The organism is Dyadobacter psychrophilus, from assembly GCF_900167945.1.
GTDB lineage: Bacteria > Bacteroidota > Bacteroidia > Cytophagales > Spirosomataceae > Dyadobacter > Dyadobacter psychrophilus.
This window is the reverse complement of sequence record NZ_FUZA01000002.1, coordinates 1,069,824-1,085,137: the sequence shown is the minus strand read 5'-3', so window position 1 is coordinate 1,085,137 and position 15,314 is coordinate 1,069,824. Positions and strand designations below refer to the sequence as shown.

The window sequence follows — 15,314 nt, the reverse complement described above, 5'->3', positions numbered from 1 at the left end:
ATGGACGCACTGATTGTGGAAGACGAAGACCTGTCTGTCAGAAGATTAAGAAAATTATTGAATGAAACGGCGCCCGCCCTGCTCATCAGCGGCGTAACGGACAGCATTGAGGAAACGGTGGAATGGCTCAAAAGCAACCAAAAAGCTGGTAACGCAGACCCTAACCTGATTTTCCTGGACATTGAATTGTCGGATGGGCAGAGTTTTGAAATATTTAACCGTGTGCAGGTGACCAGCACCATCATTTTTACGACTTCCTACGACGAATATGCGTTACAGGCTTTCAAGCTGAATAGCATCGATTATCTGCTGAAACCGGTGCATCGCGACGATTTGCAGCGAAGCCTCCAAAAATATGAAAACATGCGCGCCCTGCCCGCCGAAGATTCACTGGAAGGAATCAAAAAATTGTTAGAGGGATTTCAAAAAACAAGCAAAAAAGAGTACAGACAGCGATTTTTGGTAAAACAAGGACAAAAAATGCTGTCCATAGAAGTCAGCGAAATCGCCTATTTCTTTACAGAGGAACGTTACAGCTTTTTTGTTACGGATACGAATCAAAAACTCCTGGTGGATTACACCCTCGACGAGCTGGCCGATGTTCTTGATCCCGCCAAATTTTTCCGCATTAACCGCGGCATGATGGTCACGCATAAATCCGTAGATAAAATTGATCCTTATTTCGGGAGCCGTCTCGCGTTGAGCCTGCGCCCCCCGCATAGCAAAGAAGCATTGGTAAGCCGCGAAAAAGTGGGTGATTTCAAGCATTGGATGGGAAAATAAGGAATAAGAATTTTTAACGATAATTTGTTATATTTCCAGTAAACTCTTGTTTTCTGCTTATGACAAACCTATCCCTACGTTTACGGCGAATGTCGCGCCTCATTAAAAACACCGCGCAAATTCCCGCTTTTTTGCTGATCGCAGCATTTACAATTCAGGACAATCCGCCCAAACCGGATGAAAGCCGTTTCACACCTATCGTGGTTGCCGAGAATCTGGATGAACCCATGGTTTTTGAAGTGCTTCCTGATGGTTCTGCCTACATTATTGAAAGGAAAGGCGCACTTAAAAAATACAATGCGTCCACCCAGTCCACGGACCTGATCGCAATGATCCCGGTGAACACAAAGTATGTGAGCGCGGAAGGTGTTTCCAGGGAAGCCGAGGAAGGATTAATGGGCTTCACAATGGATCCGAATTTTGAAAAAAATCATTGGATCTATCTTTACTATGCGCATCCGACCGAGAAAAAACACATTCTTTCCCGCTACGAATTGCGCGATGACCAACTGGTTGAAAGCTCCAAAAAGGACGTGATCGAAGTAGTGACACAGCGCGAAGTTTGCTGCCATACAGGTGGCGGAATGACCTGGGACAAGGCCGGTAACCTGTATTTGACGGTCGGGAATAACACCGGAAACCAGAAAGCCGCGCAGACCGACGAACGGGAAGGCCGTGCCAGTTGGGACGATCAGGGACATGCGGGTAACACGAATGATCTGAGGGGAAAAATTTTGAAAATCCACCCTGAACCGGACGGTTCCTACACCATCCCGGAAGGCAACCTTTATCCGAAAGGAACCGCAAAAACACGGCCTGAAATCTATTCCATGGGCCACAGGAACCCGTGGCGCATTTCGGTCGACAGCAAAACCGGTTATTTGTATTGGGGTGAAGTGGGGCCGGATGCGAGTGAGGATTCGGAGATCGGGCCGAGAGGTTATGATGAAATGAACCAGGCGAGAAAGCCGGGTAACTTTGGCTGGCCGTGGTTTGTCGGAGACGACCAGGCTTTTCCGGTTTATGATTATGCTGCTAATAAGCCTTTGGCCAAAAAAGATCCAAAAAATCTGGTCAATAACTCGCCGAATAACACAGGTTTGAAAGAGCTGATGCCAACGGCTCCTAGTTTCATTTACTATCCTTACGGCATTTCGGAAAAATTTCCGGCGGTTGGATCGGGTTCAAGAAGCGCTACGGGCGGGCCGGTTTACCATCGTTCCGATTTCAAAGCGCCGAAAAGGCCCTGGCCAGCCTATTACGAAAACAAATGGATCGCGGCTGACTTCTCTCGTGGCTGGATCATGGCGATTTCCATGAACGAAAATGGGGATTATCAATCGATGGAGCGCGTGCTGCCTGCCTACCATCCGGTGCAACCGATTGACATTAAGTTCGGGCCCTCAGGGGATTTGTATGTGCTCGAATATGGCAGCAACTGGTTTAGGAAGAGCGAAAATTCGAGGTTAGTACGCATTGAGTATAATGGCGGCAACCGCAAACCTATTGTTCAGGTTTCCACGGACAAAAAAGGTGGAACAGTTCCGTTCCAGGCTAAATTATCGTCAGCAGGAACAAAGGATTTTGACGGGGACAAACTCAAATACAGCTGGAAAATCACGGGCAACGGCGGCGCAGCCAAGACATTCGCCACGGCCGATCCAATGGTAACATTTGACAAGCCAGGCGTTTACACCGCAAGCCTGACTGTGACTGATGCCAAAGGCGCTTCCAACTCACAATCACTGAAAATCATCGCAGGTAACGAGCCGCCGAAAGTTTCGGTAAATCTGGAAGGGAATAAAACCTTCTTCTTCCCCGGAAAACCCATTCCCTATTCCATCGACGTAACGGATAAGGAGGATGGAAGTTTGCTGGAAGGGAAGATCAAGCCCGAGGAAATTGCAGTCAGCATTGATTACGCTTCCGAAGGTTTTGATTATGCCGAAGTAATTCAGAGTCAGCGCAGTGTGGATGCCAGCACGCAGTTTGCGGTTGCGCAGGTTTTGATCGGGAAAAGCGATTGTAAAGTGTGCCATCAGGTGGATGCAAAATCCGTAGGACCTTCATTTGCAGACATTTCCAATAAATACAAGGGAAAGCCCGGCGTAACAGAAGCATTGGTGCAGAAGATCCTGAAAGGCGGATCGGGCGTTTGGGGCGAGGTTGCTATGGCTGCTCACCCGGCGTTGCCCGTTGCGGATGCCGAAACCATTGTTAAATACATTCTCAACAGCACGGATAAAACGCTGAGCACATTGCCGGTGAAAGGCGAGTACACGCCCAAGATTCCTGCTCAGGATAATGGAAAAGGCTCTGTTTTGATCAGGGCGGCATTTACCGACAGATCTATGAGTGGAAACAAGGCCATTCCTGCACAGACTACCGAGGAAATGATCGTACTCAGAAGCCCTGAGTTGAATGCTGCCGAAGCTCCGATCGTGCAGGGTGCGGACATGAAAGCATTGGGGACGGCCGGCCTAGGATTCAGCGTAGTGGCTTTTGCAAACAGTTTTCTTGCATTTAAAGAAACGGACCTGACTGACATTAAAGCACTTGAACTCAATGCTGCTGCTCAGAAACGCGAAGGTGCAATGGGCGGCAAAATCGAGATCCGGCTCGATTCACCGACCGGAACGCTGGTAGGAGAGCAAAATGTTGAGATCGCTCCGGAAGTGGACATGGCGAAGCTGATGGCGGAAATGGAAAGCCAGAAAAAACCTGGCGAAACCGTAAAACCACCACGCCGCCCGACGCGTGCCCCCGTTTTAGTGAACATTAAGCCAACCACCGGCAAGCACGACATTTATATATTGTTCAAAAACGAGACCGCAAAGCCCATCGAGCCATTGATGACGCTTTCCAAAGTTACCTTTAAGCAGTAAGATTTTAAGTTTCCAAAATAAAGCGGTCGGCCAGGATAGCATTCATTCCTGGTTCGACCCTTTTTTCATGTGGAAGGGTGTAAAATTCGCTGGTGATACGGATGCCTTTTCCGGCCCTTTCGAGGGAAACCTTCAAAAATCCGTGTTTGTTATCACAGTAATTTTCAAGCGTGACATGATTGAAAGCTGCATTGTTTCCCGTAAAACGACTATCTGAAATAGAGGCCACAGGATGCAATTCATCGTAACCACCACCGCCTGCAACAATAAATGGAACCGTTTTTCCATCAAAATAGCGCTTCGAAAAACGCTGGTAATTATGGACGTGGCCACTGAAAACAATGTCGGGCCGCACGCCGGTCTGTTCGAAAACGCCATCAAAAAACTGGATCATTGGCAGGCTGGATCCGTGATTCACATCGGCAGAATACGGCGCATGGTGAACGCAAAGGATGATTGCTTTGTCGGGACGTTCGGCATCAGCATTCCGTAGCTCCTCTATTAACCACTTCCGCTGGTCTGGCGTGATCACACCAAACTTCGTCACATTGCCGTACATGCCAATAATGCGCGCAACAGGTGTGATAAGCGACCAGAAAACATTGGGTTGTGTCATGCTTTTCCGTTCCGCACCCCCGCTGAAAGCCACTGTCTGCGGCTGCTTATCACAAAACACAGCCCGGAACGGATCCAGACTTTTATAGGAAACCCGGCTATCGGGGTTCACATCGCTGTCATGGTTTCCGGGAATCGCAAATATGGGTCCCGGATATTTTTGGTAAGGTTCAAAAAATTGCCTTTTATACTGACTGGCTTCACCGAAGTTGTAAACAATGTCGCCCAAATGATACAAAAACATAGGTTCCTTCCCTGTTCCATCCGTTTGCTGATATTGTTTGATCATTTCGGCCACCACGAGCTTTTGAAAATCGGGATTGCGAATACTACCGGTGTCTCCCAGCATGTGAAATGCCAGCTTGTCCCGATCATTTAATGTTTGAATTGATTCTAAATCAAGGTGATAGGGATATTTTCCCGTTGGAGAAGGCAGTGGCTGAAATTTATAGGAGTCGTCCGGCTGGTTTTTCTTAATTACCGGTTTGTCGTATTTCTTATTAAGGATTGAATTCATTAAGGTGCGAATAACTGAACGTTCAAAATGTGCATTGCGATGAAGCAAATACACATTTTTACAACGGGCCTCCGCATTTTTTGGTTCTAATTTGTTTCAATCATTTCCATGCGGAAACCTACAATTTCATCGCCTTCAAACGCAGGCTGTTCCCCACAACCGACACAGAACTTAGTGCCATAGCAGCGCCCGCAAGCATGGGATCGAGCAGAAATCCATTCACGGAATACAGCACACCCGCAGCGACCGGAATGCCGATCAGGTTATAGATAAACGCCCAGAAAAGGTTTTGTCTGATCGTTTTAACGGTTTTCGAAGAAAGTTTTAACGCTTTCGGGATCATGTTCAGATCGGAGGTGATCAATGTCATTTTGGCAACATCCATAGCAATGTCCGATCCTTTTCCCATCGCAATGCTCACGTCGGCCTGGGCGAGTGCGTGGCTATCATTAATCCCGTCACCAACCATCGCTACAATTTTGCCTTCTGCTTGCAATTGTTTTACAAAGGCTGCTTTTTCGGACGGCATTACCTCGGCTTTGTAATGATGCAAGCCAATTTGGCCTGCCACCGCTGCGGCTGTCTGCTTGTTGTCGCCCGTTAGCATATAGACTTCGATACCCATATCCTGTAATTTTGCAATGGCCTGCCTGGAAGTTTCTTTAACTTTATCTGCGATGGCAATGATGGCGAGCACATTCCGGTTGTCGGCAAAATAGACAACCGTCTGCGCGTCCTGCTGCCATTTTTCCGCGAGTGCGATGAGTTCTTCACTGATCACCACGGCAGCTGCCGAAATCAGATTCTTGTTCCCCACAAAATAAGTAATCCCATTGCTCACCGCCCGCACACCCTGGCCGGTAATGCTGTCAAATGATTGCAAAGGAGCTTTTTGGATCTGCTCTTTTTTCAAACGGTTGACAACAGCTTCGGCCAGCGGGTGTTCCGAGCGCGATTCCATGGCTAATAAAACTTGCCCGGCAATTGATTGATCCGGAATTCCTTTTTCCCAAATTATCTGCGTAACCGCCGGTTTTCCTTCCGTAATCGTCCCGGTTTTATCGAGGATGATCGCATTCACCTTATGCGCAAGTTCCAGACTTTCAGCATCTTTGATCAAAATATTATTTTCGGCACCCTTCCCTACTCCAACCATTATCGCAGTTGGCGTTGCCAGGCCGAGCGCACATGGACATGCGATTACAAGAACGGTAACGGACGTCAGTAATGCGTGCGTAAATGCGTTCTCACCCCCCAGAAGCATCCAGGCAACGAATGTGAGGATCGCGATAACAATGACCACAGGGACGAAGATGCCGGCAATTTTATCGACCAGCTTTTGCACGGGCGCTTTACTTCCTTGGGCCTGTTGCACCATTTTGATGATTTGCGCCAAAATGGTGTCCCCACCCACTTTTTTGGCTTCAAAAACGAAGCTTCCCTTTTGGTTGATGGTTCCTGCAAACACTTTCTCTCCTTTGGTTTTCTCCACCGCAACCGGCTCGCCGCTGATCATGCTTTCATCCACAAATGAGTTTCCGTTTGTCGTAACGCCGTCGACAGGAATTTTTTCGCCGGGTTTGATGACAATAATGTGGCCTACCTTCACCTCTGCGACAGGAATTTCGGTTTCAATGCCGTCCTGAATAATGGTCACCGTTTTGGGCTGCAACCCCATTAATTTTTTAAGTGCCGACGAAGTGTTTGACTTCGCTTTTTCTTCCATTAGTTTACCCAGCGAAATGAATGCGATCACCACCGCAGCGGCTTCAAAATACACATGCGCATGCAGCCCGCGTGCATGCCAGAACTCTGGGTAAATTGTGTTGAAAGCACTAAAAATGAACGCTATACCCGTACTAAGAGCAACCAGCGTGTCCATATTCGCCCTGCCGTGCCTGGCTTGTTTGAATGCATTCGTAAAGAAACTTCTACCTAAAATAAAAACAACAGGTGCCGCCAGTGCCATCATGATCCAGTTTCCGTAAGGCAGCGCGCGCGCCGAACCTTCCATAAAAAACATTCCGATAATGACGATCGGCAAAGAAAGTACAGAAGCCCAGATCGTCCTGTTTTTCAATTCATTATAATGTGCCAATTGCGCTTCTTGCTGCACTTGCTGCGGATCTTCAACGTCCACAACCAGATCATAACCTATCGCGCGCACTGCATTTTGCAGTTCTGTGGTGGTTACCGAATCATCATAATCGGCCCAGGCGGTCTGGTTTGCATAATTTACGCCCGCATCGTGGACGCCTTTCACAGATTTCAGCATGCTTTCAACGCTCACCGCACAAGCGGCACACGTCATGCCTAGTACGGGAAAGGTCTGTTTTATATGGTTTTCAATTGTCGTTTCCATTGCTCTTTTCATTTTTACAAATGTATTATCGAGCGATCCGGAAAGTTTTACACAATTCGGGCGGTGGTTTGTATAATTATTGGTGTGGAGTTTATTTTGCCGAGATCCTTAGCAATGCTTTGTCAGGATGATTTTTCACAACGCATTCATGATCAAAGAGCATTACCGCGCCGTTTTCGGGATTATAGGCTGGCCAGCTTGGTAATGTCGTGTGATTGGGATTTCCGGTATAGGCAAAATGCACCCAGGCCTGGCTTATTTTTTGAGCGAGAATATGGGCCTGTTCTCCTCCTCCGGTCATTTGTTCACATAGGGCAATGTTGTCAAAAACAAAAGGCAGATCCATACAATGCACCGCCCTGAGCGATTTGTCCAAAACCGGCGATTGCCAAGTGAAAAGATAGGTGTAAACCGGGGCACCGCCATCCGCGAACTTTTTATTAGCCTGGTCAATGACCAAAGGCCGGAAAAGAAAATCTATGTCAATAAGCTCAGAAGGCTCTTTTACTCCCGGATATGCAATTTTCAAAGCATTGATATAGGCATCTGTCTGGTCCGCGTATTTTTCCAGCAATATGGCTTGCGCATCTTTGTTCGCAACCTTTCGCAGATCCATTTCAAAAGGCACGAATTCATTTTTAACCGAGCCCACCAGCAGCGGAATGTCCGCAGAAAGCGCTGCGGCTACGGAGCTGCCTATTTGATAAGGCAAAAATTCATCATCCAGGACCGGGTTCCATTCAAGACCGAGAACCGGAACTTCTTGCGGACTCATCGCTGCCTGCACTTTTGCCAGTGCCGCAGTTCCTGCATGTGCCAACTGTTCGTAAGGCATCGTTTCCAGTGCCTCCACATTTTTGGGATCTATTTTTAATTCTTCGAGTAAGGCAGCAGCGACTTTTCGGGAAACGTTCTTATCCGTAAAATGATTGGGATAACTGCCGCTCTGCACAATTGCTTTTTGAAACAAACCTTTTGCCGATGGCGCATTCATCAGGCACATTACCTTTGAACCGCCGCCAGACTGTCCAAAAATGGTAACATTACCTGGATCTCCGCCAAAATTCGCAATATTTTCATGAACCCACTGCAGCGCTAAAACTATGTCCATCATGCCTGCATTGCATGAATGTTTGTACTTTTCTGCATAAGCAGACAAATCCAAGAATCCGAGAACATTCATCCTGTGATTGAGGCTAACCAGCACAACGTCGCCATTCCGTGCCAGATTTTCGCCATCCTGTGAAGGAAATTCAATCGCCGAACCATTTGCAAAACCGCCGCCATGCAGCCAAACCATCACCGGTTTTTTCGCATTGCTGTCCGTGCTCTTACTCCAAATATTCAATGTAAGACATTGTTCATCAACATGATATCCTCGATTGGGCTGAAAAGCAAATTCAAGCTCTTCTGTAAAATCGGGCGCCTGGGTTGTGGGGCAGGTCGGGCCATAAGCCAGGCAACTGCGTACATTTTCCCAGGATGCGGGCTTAACAGCAGACATGAACCGTTTTGCCTCGCCATATGGAATTCCCTTGAAGGTGAAAATGCCCTTTCTAATGTAACCGCTTACTTTTCCGCAACGGGTTTGTACAACAGCCGAAGCAGCGTCGGCCACAATGACCGGATCATTATGAAGATTCGTAGCAGGATATGCAGGCATAGCAACATCAGGGAAAGCACTGGAATGATTTTTCATGGTCTTTATATGCATCAAAACTAGATATCGCTGACTACAATCGTACTGTGCAAAGAAGACAATCATAAGGGCCGTTCACGCCATAAGTTATTATATATTTCAAAAACAGATGAACCTGATTCAATAGATTTGCCCGATTTGAGCCTTGTGTTAATGCAATTAAACTGGCCATGTCAAATACTTTTGAAACGGATCTCATCAAGGCTTGTCTGAACAAGATAGAAGGAATGCTCGCTTGGGGCGACAGCAAGGATTGGTCTAACTACGATTTTGAAAAACTGAGTGAGGCGATCTTCGAAAAAACAAAAGTCCGGCTTAGTACAACCACATTAAAAAGGGTTTGGGGACGCATAAAATATGATCATGCGCCTAATACAGCCACGCTTAACACACTGGCCCGTTTCGCTGACTACGACGATTGGCGAGATTTTGCAAAACAAAGCACCGCGCCTCCACCGGCAGAAATCGCACCCGAAAAAAACGAACCCAGTGAGCCGCAGCCAGTAATTACGAAAAGACCGAAAGCACTTACCTGGATGGTTGCAGCGGTTTTATTTATCATTATCGGTGGTTATTTTATTTATCAAAATGTCCTGGGATCCGGGGCTGTCGATCCGGCGCATTTTGCATTCAAAGCGGACAAAGTACTAACGAAGGGAGTTCCGAATTCAGTTGTTTTCACTTATGACGCTTCCCGCGCCAAAACCGATTCTGTATACATTGTTCAAACCTGGGACATTAAACGGAAAACGCTGGTCCCGAAGACGCAAACCAAGCATTCGGCCATTTACTATTATCCCGGTTATTTCAATGCAAGGCTTATTGTCGATGGACAAGTCGTCAAAAGGCACGTGGTGCAGATCGGAACCGATGGCTGGCTTGGGCTGGTTGAACTTGAAGACAAACCATTTTATTTTAAACAAAAAGACATCACAAAATCTGACCGGATCGAGATCAATGAAGCTTTGCTGAAAGCGAACAATTTCAATTTAAAACCAAATACTCCTAAAATCCGGCTATTCAACCAGCGGGATATGGGCATGTTAAAAAACGACAACTTTGAATTTGAAACGACATTAAGAAATGATTACAAAGAAGGCAGCAACTCGTGCCAATCCGTAGAAGTACTGATCCAATGCAAAGACGACATTGTTTTCATTTCGCTGGCCAACCCGGCTTGCATCGGAGACCTGAAAATGTACGTCGCAGGAAAAATGTTCGACAGCAAGTTCGCCGACCTCTCGGGCTTTGGAGCAAACCTGAGCGAGTGGACAAAACTGCGTGTCACGTGCAAAGACAAGAATATGCGGATTTTGGTCAATAATAAAGAGGCATTGAAGTTCACCTTTCCTAATAGTCCGACAGGGATCGTAGGCCTGCAATATCGGTTCCATGGCATAGCAGCCGTGAAAGATACCTGGTTTAAGGATGGGGACGGTCGGCGGATTGAGATGGACCCCGGGAAACTTACACCTCCTTGATCATCCGGTCGAAAACAGCGCGCTGCTCCATCATGGACTTCACTTTATCTTCGGGATTGGTGTGGCATTCGAGCAGCACCCAACCTTTGTAATTCATTTTGCCCAGGTTACCAAGCAGTTCTTTGTAGGGATAATCGGTTCGATCCAATTCCCGTACGTGAATAGTGTCACCAAACCACCTTTTGACCAGATCAAAATTGTGCTGGAAACCGTCGCCTATCAAATCTTCTTTGTTACAATTCCAGCAGATCTTCGCGTTCGGATTGTTGGCAAATTCCATAATCTGCTTGATATTAGGCAGTTCCTGCGTTTTTTCTCCATGCACCTCCAACCTGATCTGCTGACCGAAATCTTTTGCATAGGCGGCCAGCTCGCTCAGTGCAGCTCCTATTTGGGCCAATGTCTTTTCAACAGGCACATCCGCATGAAGCGCATTAGGCTTGACCTTCACGCCTGAACCGCCAACGTCAGCGCTTAACCTTATAAATTCTTTCGTACGCTCGATGGAAGCATTCAATTTGGCCTGGTCCGGATAATCGTACTGCTGGTTGGTGCCGAGACCGATCAGTTCTACGGGACTATCTGCAAATTTCTTTTTTACTTCAATGCGTTCTGCTTTCGTCAGTTCCGGCATTACTTTATGGGCGTGCTCCACGCGTAATTCAACACCATTGATTTTCGTATCCGAGCAGTTTTTGATCAATGTTGGCAAGTCCCAGTCTTTTCCCCACAGATAAGTCACAAATCCGAGTTTGAAATTCGCCTTTTTCCAGGAAGGATCAGCTGCGCCCGCCTGTCCGTAAACGATAGAAGCGCCTGCCAGCAGGGATAATTCTTTCAGAAACGTCTTTCTGTCCATATAATTCATGGGATCTGATTTTGGTTTGACAAAAGGATAAAGAAATTCGCAGAGCAGATCTACCTCAAAGTCCGGTTACCGGTAAGCCGCTGGGAACGCTTTCCGGGACGGACTTATCAAAATTGTCATCATTCAATGCATTCAAAAATTCAACGATCCTGGAAATATCCCTAAAATTGACGTCCATGTTTGTGGCTAATGTGTCGATTTGAGCAGGTTTGATATTAGGATTTGGAATTTTCCCTCCTGCAATGTCTTCGTAAAACTGTAACACTTGTTCGAGCGTCGTAAATTTTCCGCTATGCATGTAAGGCCCCGTATAGCGCAGGTTACGCAGCGAAGGCGTCCTGAAAGCGTAATCATTATTGGCACCGGCATCCGTCTCCTCCCGGTTCTGAGAGTCGGGCACGCCGAGTGTATGAAGTTTGTAGTCTGACAACATGGGACCCGAATGACATTTGGCACAGCCTGTTTTCAGGAAGAGGTTCAATCCTTCTTTTTCTCCGGTTGTCAGGGCGCTGCTGTCGCCACGCATATATTGGTCAAAGCGCGAGTTGTTGGCAATGAGCGTACGCTCGTAGGACGCAATGGCTTTGGACAAATTCACAACATTAACCGGGTCCTTATCATCCGTAAAGGCTTCACGGAACAAGCTTTCATAAGCCGGGATTTTCCTGATGCGCGCAACGATTTCGTCGATCACCTTATCTTCCGGATATGTATGTCCGCGCATCTCCTCCAAAGTCCGCACCGGAACGAGCGCCTGCTCTTCCAGGCCTTTGGCGCGCAGATCCCAGAACATGGGCGCCGATTCGGCATGGTAACTTTCACCATTTTTAATGCCATTGAATGCTGTATTGAGAATGCTCTGCGAGTTTCTTTTTACAAAGGGAATGTCATTCTGCTCGGAAAATTGCCGTTTACTGCCAGTTCCACGCCCGTTCACACCAATGGACGTTTCCAGAAATTCTGCATAATTGAATTCGGGCTGATGGCAGGTTGCGCAGGAAACGTCCTTATTCCCCGACAAGATAGGATCAAAAAATAGCAGCTTACCCAGCCTGACTTTCTCAGGGGTCGATTTATTTCCTGGCGGATCTGTTACAAACCTGGGCAGCGCGCCGAGCACTTCGATTGTTTCGACTTCATTTTTCTTCTTGTTTTTCAAAGGTTCACGCTCTCTGCCACAAGAAATGCAAATAACAGCCAGCCCGATGAAGAATAAAAAAGAATGCATGCTTTAAAAACGCAATTTAATTATATAAAATACTTTTGGATTTAAATTTAAGCCAGATCTGCAAAAAGAGCAATTAACCCTATGGAAGCGAAGGAAATTTTAAGAAAACACATTGCCCAGACTGCAAGTCTGACAGACGAGCAGTTTGATTACTTCTTCTCGCATTTCAAACCTCAGTCTTACAAAAAAGGCGAAACGCTTATCCGCCCCGGACGGGCCGTGGAATGCGAATACTTCGTGATTTCCGGCTGCCTGAAAGCTTTTTTTGTCAACGACGAGATCAAAACATACATTCTTCAATTCGCGATGCCAACCTGGTGGACGTCAGATTATGGTGCCATGTATAATCACACAAACGCCACAATCACAGTAGATTGCATTACCAATGCCGAAGTACTTTGCCTTGCCAGTCATGACCGCGAAAAGCTTTGCAGCGAGCTGCATCAGTTGGAACATTTCTTCCGGTGGCGTACGAACAGGGGTTATGTGGCTTCGCAAAAACGGTTGCTTTCCTTCATGAACAATGATACCAAAGCCCGCTACGAGGAACTGCTATCCTTGTACCCACAGCTTTACAACCTCGTCCCCAAACACCTCATTGCCGCTTATCTTGGCGTATCCCGCGAGACGCTCAGCCGCCTCTACAACAATCACAGATAGCACCTGCATTATGTGATCTAGGTCACGTAATGTGCTCATTCCGGCAGGCTTACTTTGTGTCATCAAAAGATTAATAATTGATAACACAAACACTCAAAACCATGCCTTACGTAAAAATTGAGCTGACGCGCGAAGGCGTCACCCGCGAACAAAAACAAGCCCTGATCTCCGGGGTTACCAATCTGCTTTCCGACGTTCTGGACAAAGACCCTAACCTTACTTTCGTGGTGATCCAGGAAATTGAGCTGGACGACTGGGGCCATGCCGGCGAACAAGTTTCTGTCCTTCGTGAAAAGGGGATCACTGCAACAAGAACTAAAACAACTAAAAATTAGAAATCATGAAAAAGCAAACAGTTATAGTAACAGGTGCATCGACCGGCATAGGCAAAGCCATTGCCACATTGTTTTTGGAACGCGGCCATAACGTTGTCATCAACGCGGCCAGCGAGGTAAATTTGAATTCAACATATCAGGAGCTTGGCAATCACGACAGGCTGGCCAGGGTTACGGGAGACATTAGCAAGCCAGAAACGGCTGAATTGCTTATTGAAACCGCATTAGCACGCTTTGGAGCAGTGGATGTACTGATTAACAATGCCGGTATTTTTGAGGCAAAGCCATTTATGGAAGTCGATGCAAATTATCTGGACCGTTTCCTGGACATTAACCTGAAAGGCACTTTCTTTACAAGTCAGGCTGCCATAGCGCAAATGTTGAAACAGGGAGAAGGCTCGATCATCAACATTGGAACGGTGCTGGTAGATCATGCCATCGGCGGATTTCCTGCAACTGCGCCCGTTGTGAGCAAGGCAGGAATTCATGCATTGACCAGACAGCTTGCAACAGAATTTGGTAAATTCAATATCCGTGTGAATGGTATATCACCGGGAATTATCAGAAGTCCGTTGCAAGCCAAAAACGGCATCAGCGACGCAGACAGTCTTGCGGGCCTTCATTTGCTTAATCGCATCGGCGAGACAAAAGATGTGGCTGAATTGGCGCTTTACCTTGCTGGAAGCAATTTTGTAACCGGAGAAATCATTAATCTCGATGGCGGCCACGTGGCAGGACATCATTTGGCTTAGGTAAGCATTGAAAATATAAAGCGGCTGAAAACATGGAAAATCAAACAAAAATAACGGCATTACTGGGAATCAGATATCCGATCCTGCAAGGCCCGATGGGCGGCGGTTTCTCCACTCCTGAGCTGCTGGCGGCTGTTTCCAACGCTGGCGGGCTAGGCAGTTTCGGGGCTTATACACTTACGCCGGACCAGATTCTGGCTGCGGATAAGGCCATTAAGTCGATGACAGACCAGCCCTACAACATTAATCTCTGGGTTTCTGATGTGGACGAAACATTGAAAGATTATCCTGTCGAAAAGCTGGAAACCGTGAAGCAGCTTTTCAAGCCGTATTTTGACTCGCTGGGCATTCCACTTCCGGACCTGGACCGGAACATTCCTTCCAAGTTCCAGAAACAAGTGGAAGCGTTATTTGAAGTGCGCCCAGCCGTTTTCAGCTTCATATTTGGCATACCATCGAAAGACATACTGGACGAAGCGCGCAGACTTGGCATTAAAACCGTTGGTGCTGCCACTACGCTGGACGAGGGCCTGGCCTTGGAAGAAGCAGGAGTCGACGCCATCGTCGCTTCGGGATTTGAGGCTGGCGGGCACAGGCCATCGTTCCTCAAACCTGCGCACCAATCATTAACGGGTACATTCGCGCTCGTCCAGCAATTGAAAGCAAAGATAATGACACCGGTTATTGCAGCGGGAGGCATCAAGGACGGCTCCGGCATCCGGGCAGCGCTAAACCTTGGTGCCGACGCCGCCCAGCTCGGGACTGCATTTCTGGTAACGGAAGAGTCCAATGCCACACCCAGGCACCGGGAAATGCTATTGTCCGACGAAGCCAGATATACGGTGCTCTCCAAATCACTGACAGGCAGAATGGGCCGGATGATCCGGAACAGGATATCGGAAGAAGTGAGTTACGAAACCGAAGTGTTGCCATTTCCTTTGCAATCGCGTTTTATGGGACCTTTACGCGAGGCGGCGCAGGCGCAGGGAAGAACAGATCTCAGTATTTTTTGGTCGGGACAAAATGCAGTTAATTTAAAACCGGGCAAAGCCGCAGATCTGATGCAATCGCTGATCGATGAGGCATTTGCAAAATAGCAGAAATGTAACCGCCGGCGACTCGCTTCCGA

Annotated in this window: 12 protein-coding genes; 7 read left to right on the top strand and 5 right to left on the bottom strand. The window is 47.4% G+C overall.

What is annotated here, in order from left to right:
- Both B5X68_RS11435 and B5X68_RS11430 read left to right on the top strand, forming a co-directional pair.
- Entirely contained in the window at window positions 1-783 is a 783-nt protein-coding gene (locus B5X68_RS11435; RefSeq protein ID WP_082214798.1) for a LytR/AlgR family response regulator transcription factor, read from the top strand.
- Between the two features lie 89 nt (window positions 784-872).
- Entirely contained in the window at window positions 873-3,668 is a 2,796-nt protein-coding gene (locus B5X68_RS11430) for a PQQ-dependent sugar dehydrogenase (RefSeq protein ID WP_229208371.1), read from the top strand.
- A 4-nt stretch (window positions 3,669-3,672) separates the two neighbouring features.
- Here the strand turns inward: B5X68_RS11430 and B5X68_RS11425 are convergent, their stop codons facing one another.
- The 3 genes from B5X68_RS11425 to B5X68_RS11415 all read right to left on the bottom strand — a co-directional run bounded on the left by B5X68_RS11425 (window position 3,673) and on the right by B5X68_RS11415 (window position 8,861).
- A complete protein-coding gene (locus tag B5X68_RS11425) occupies window positions 3,673-4,800 on the bottom strand; it encodes a metallophosphoesterase family protein (protein ID WP_082214796.1) in 1,128 nt (375 codons plus the stop codon).
- A gap of 118 nt (window positions 4,801-4,918) precedes the next feature.
- Window positions 4,919-7,162, bottom strand: coding sequence for a heavy metal translocating P-type ATPase (locus B5X68_RS11420; protein WP_082215327.1), 2,244 nt, complete (start codon window positions 7,160-7,162; stop codon window positions 4,919-4,921).
- A gap of 91 nt (window positions 7,163-7,253) precedes the next feature.
- Complete coding sequence (locus tag B5X68_RS11415; protein WP_082215328.1) at window positions 7,254-8,861, bottom strand: carboxylesterase/lipase family protein; 1,608 nt, start codon at window positions 8,859-8,861, stop codon at window positions 7,254-7,256.
- A 170-nt stretch (window positions 8,862-9,031) separates the two neighbouring features.
- Here B5X68_RS11415 and B5X68_RS11410 point away from each other — a divergent pair, with 170 nt between their 5' ends.
- Window positions 9,032-10,342, top strand: coding sequence for a hypothetical protein (locus tag B5X68_RS11410; RefSeq protein WP_082214795.1), 1,311 nt, complete (start codon window positions 9,032-9,034; stop codon window positions 10,340-10,342).
- On the opposite strand, the gene B5X68_RS11405 is transcribed toward B5X68_RS11410, so the two are convergent.
- Both B5X68_RS11405 and B5X68_RS11400 read right to left on the bottom strand, forming a co-directional pair.
- Window positions 10,329-11,210: a sugar phosphate isomerase/epimerase family protein gene (locus tag B5X68_RS11405; protein WP_082214794.1), complete on the bottom strand. Its 882-nt coding sequence runs from the start codon at window positions 11,208-11,210 to the stop codon at window positions 10,329-10,331. The genes B5X68_RS11410 and B5X68_RS11405 overlap by 14 nt on opposite strands.
- A gap of 55 nt (window positions 11,211-11,265) precedes the next feature.
- Window positions 11,266-12,438, bottom strand: a complete 1,173-nt coding sequence (locus tag B5X68_RS11400; protein WP_082214793.1) for a cytochrome-c peroxidase — start codon at window positions 12,436-12,438, stop codon at window positions 11,266-11,268.
- Between the two features lie 81 nt (window positions 12,439-12,519).
- Between B5X68_RS11400 and B5X68_RS11395 the strand changes: the two genes are divergently transcribed.
- The 4 genes from B5X68_RS11395 to B5X68_RS11380 all read left to right on the top strand — a co-directional run bounded on the left by B5X68_RS11395 (window position 12,520) and on the right by B5X68_RS11380 (window position 15,282).
- Window positions 12,520-13,098 carry a Crp/Fnr family transcriptional regulator gene (locus B5X68_RS11395; RefSeq protein WP_082214792.1) on the top strand — a complete coding sequence of 193 codons (579 nt, stop codon included), beginning with the start codon at window positions 12,520-12,522 and terminating at the stop codon, window positions 13,096-13,098.
- 101 nt (window positions 13,099-13,199) lie between these two features.
- On the top strand, window positions 13,200-13,433 hold the full coding sequence (locus tag B5X68_RS11390) for a tautomerase family protein (protein WP_082214791.1): 234 nt from the start codon (window positions 13,200-13,202) through the stop codon (window positions 13,431-13,433).
- Window positions 13,434-13,438: 5 nt separating this feature from the next.
- A complete protein-coding gene (locus B5X68_RS11385; RefSeq protein WP_082214790.1) occupies window positions 13,439-14,185 on the top strand; it encodes an SDR family NAD(P)-dependent oxidoreductase in 747 nt (248 codons plus the stop codon).
- 32 nt (window positions 14,186-14,217) lie between these two features.
- Entirely contained in the window at window positions 14,218-15,282 is a 1,065-nt protein-coding gene (locus tag B5X68_RS11380) for an NAD(P)H-dependent flavin oxidoreductase (RefSeq protein WP_082214789.1), read from the top strand.
- Window positions 15,283-15,314 lie beyond the last annotated feature (32 nt).

What these genes read in the sequence shown, in the direction of transcription:
- B5X68_RS11435 (WP_082214798.1), top strand. Translation starts at nt 1, where the DNA reads ATGGACGCACTGATTGTGGAAGACGAAGACCTGTCTGTCAGAAGATTA.
- B5X68_RS11430 (WP_229208371.1), top strand. Translation starts at nt 873, where the DNA reads ATGTCGCGCCTCATTAAAAACACCGCGCAAATTCCCGCTTTTTTGCTG.
- B5X68_RS11425 (WP_082214796.1), bottom strand. Translation starts at nt 4,800, where the DNA reads ATGAATTCAATCCTTAATAAGAAATACGACAAACCGGTAATTAAGAAA.
- B5X68_RS11420 (WP_082215327.1), bottom strand. Translation starts at nt 7,162, where the DNA reads ATGGAAACGACAATTGAAAACCATATAAAACAGACCTTTCCCGTACTA.
- B5X68_RS11415 (WP_082215328.1), bottom strand. Translation starts at nt 8,861, where the DNA reads ATGAAAAATCATTCCAGTGCTTTCCCTGATGTTGCTATGCCTGCATAT.
- B5X68_RS11410 (WP_082214795.1), top strand. Translation starts at nt 9,032, where the DNA reads ATGTCAAATACTTTTGAAACGGATCTCATCAAGGCTTGTCTGAACAAG.
- B5X68_RS11405 (WP_082214794.1), bottom strand. Translation starts at nt 11,210, where the DNA reads ATGAATTATATGGACAGAAAGACGTTTCTGAAAGAATTATCCCTGCTG.
- B5X68_RS11400 (WP_082214793.1), bottom strand. Translation starts at nt 12,438, where the DNA reads ATGCATTCTTTTTTATTCTTCATCGGGCTGGCTGTTATTTGCATTTCT.
- B5X68_RS11395 (WP_082214792.1), top strand. Translation starts at nt 12,520, where the DNA reads ATGGAAGCGAAGGAAATTTTAAGAAAACACATTGCCCAGACTGCAAGT.
- B5X68_RS11390 (WP_082214791.1), top strand. Translation starts at nt 13,200, where the DNA reads ATGCCTTACGTAAAAATTGAGCTGACGCGCGAAGGCGTCACCCGCGAA.
- B5X68_RS11385 (WP_082214790.1), top strand. Translation starts at nt 13,439, where the DNA reads ATGAAAAAGCAAACAGTTATAGTAACAGGTGCATCGACCGGCATAGGC.
- B5X68_RS11380 (WP_082214789.1), top strand. Translation starts at nt 14,218, where the DNA reads ATGGAAAATCAAACAAAAATAACGGCATTACTGGGAATCAGATATCCG.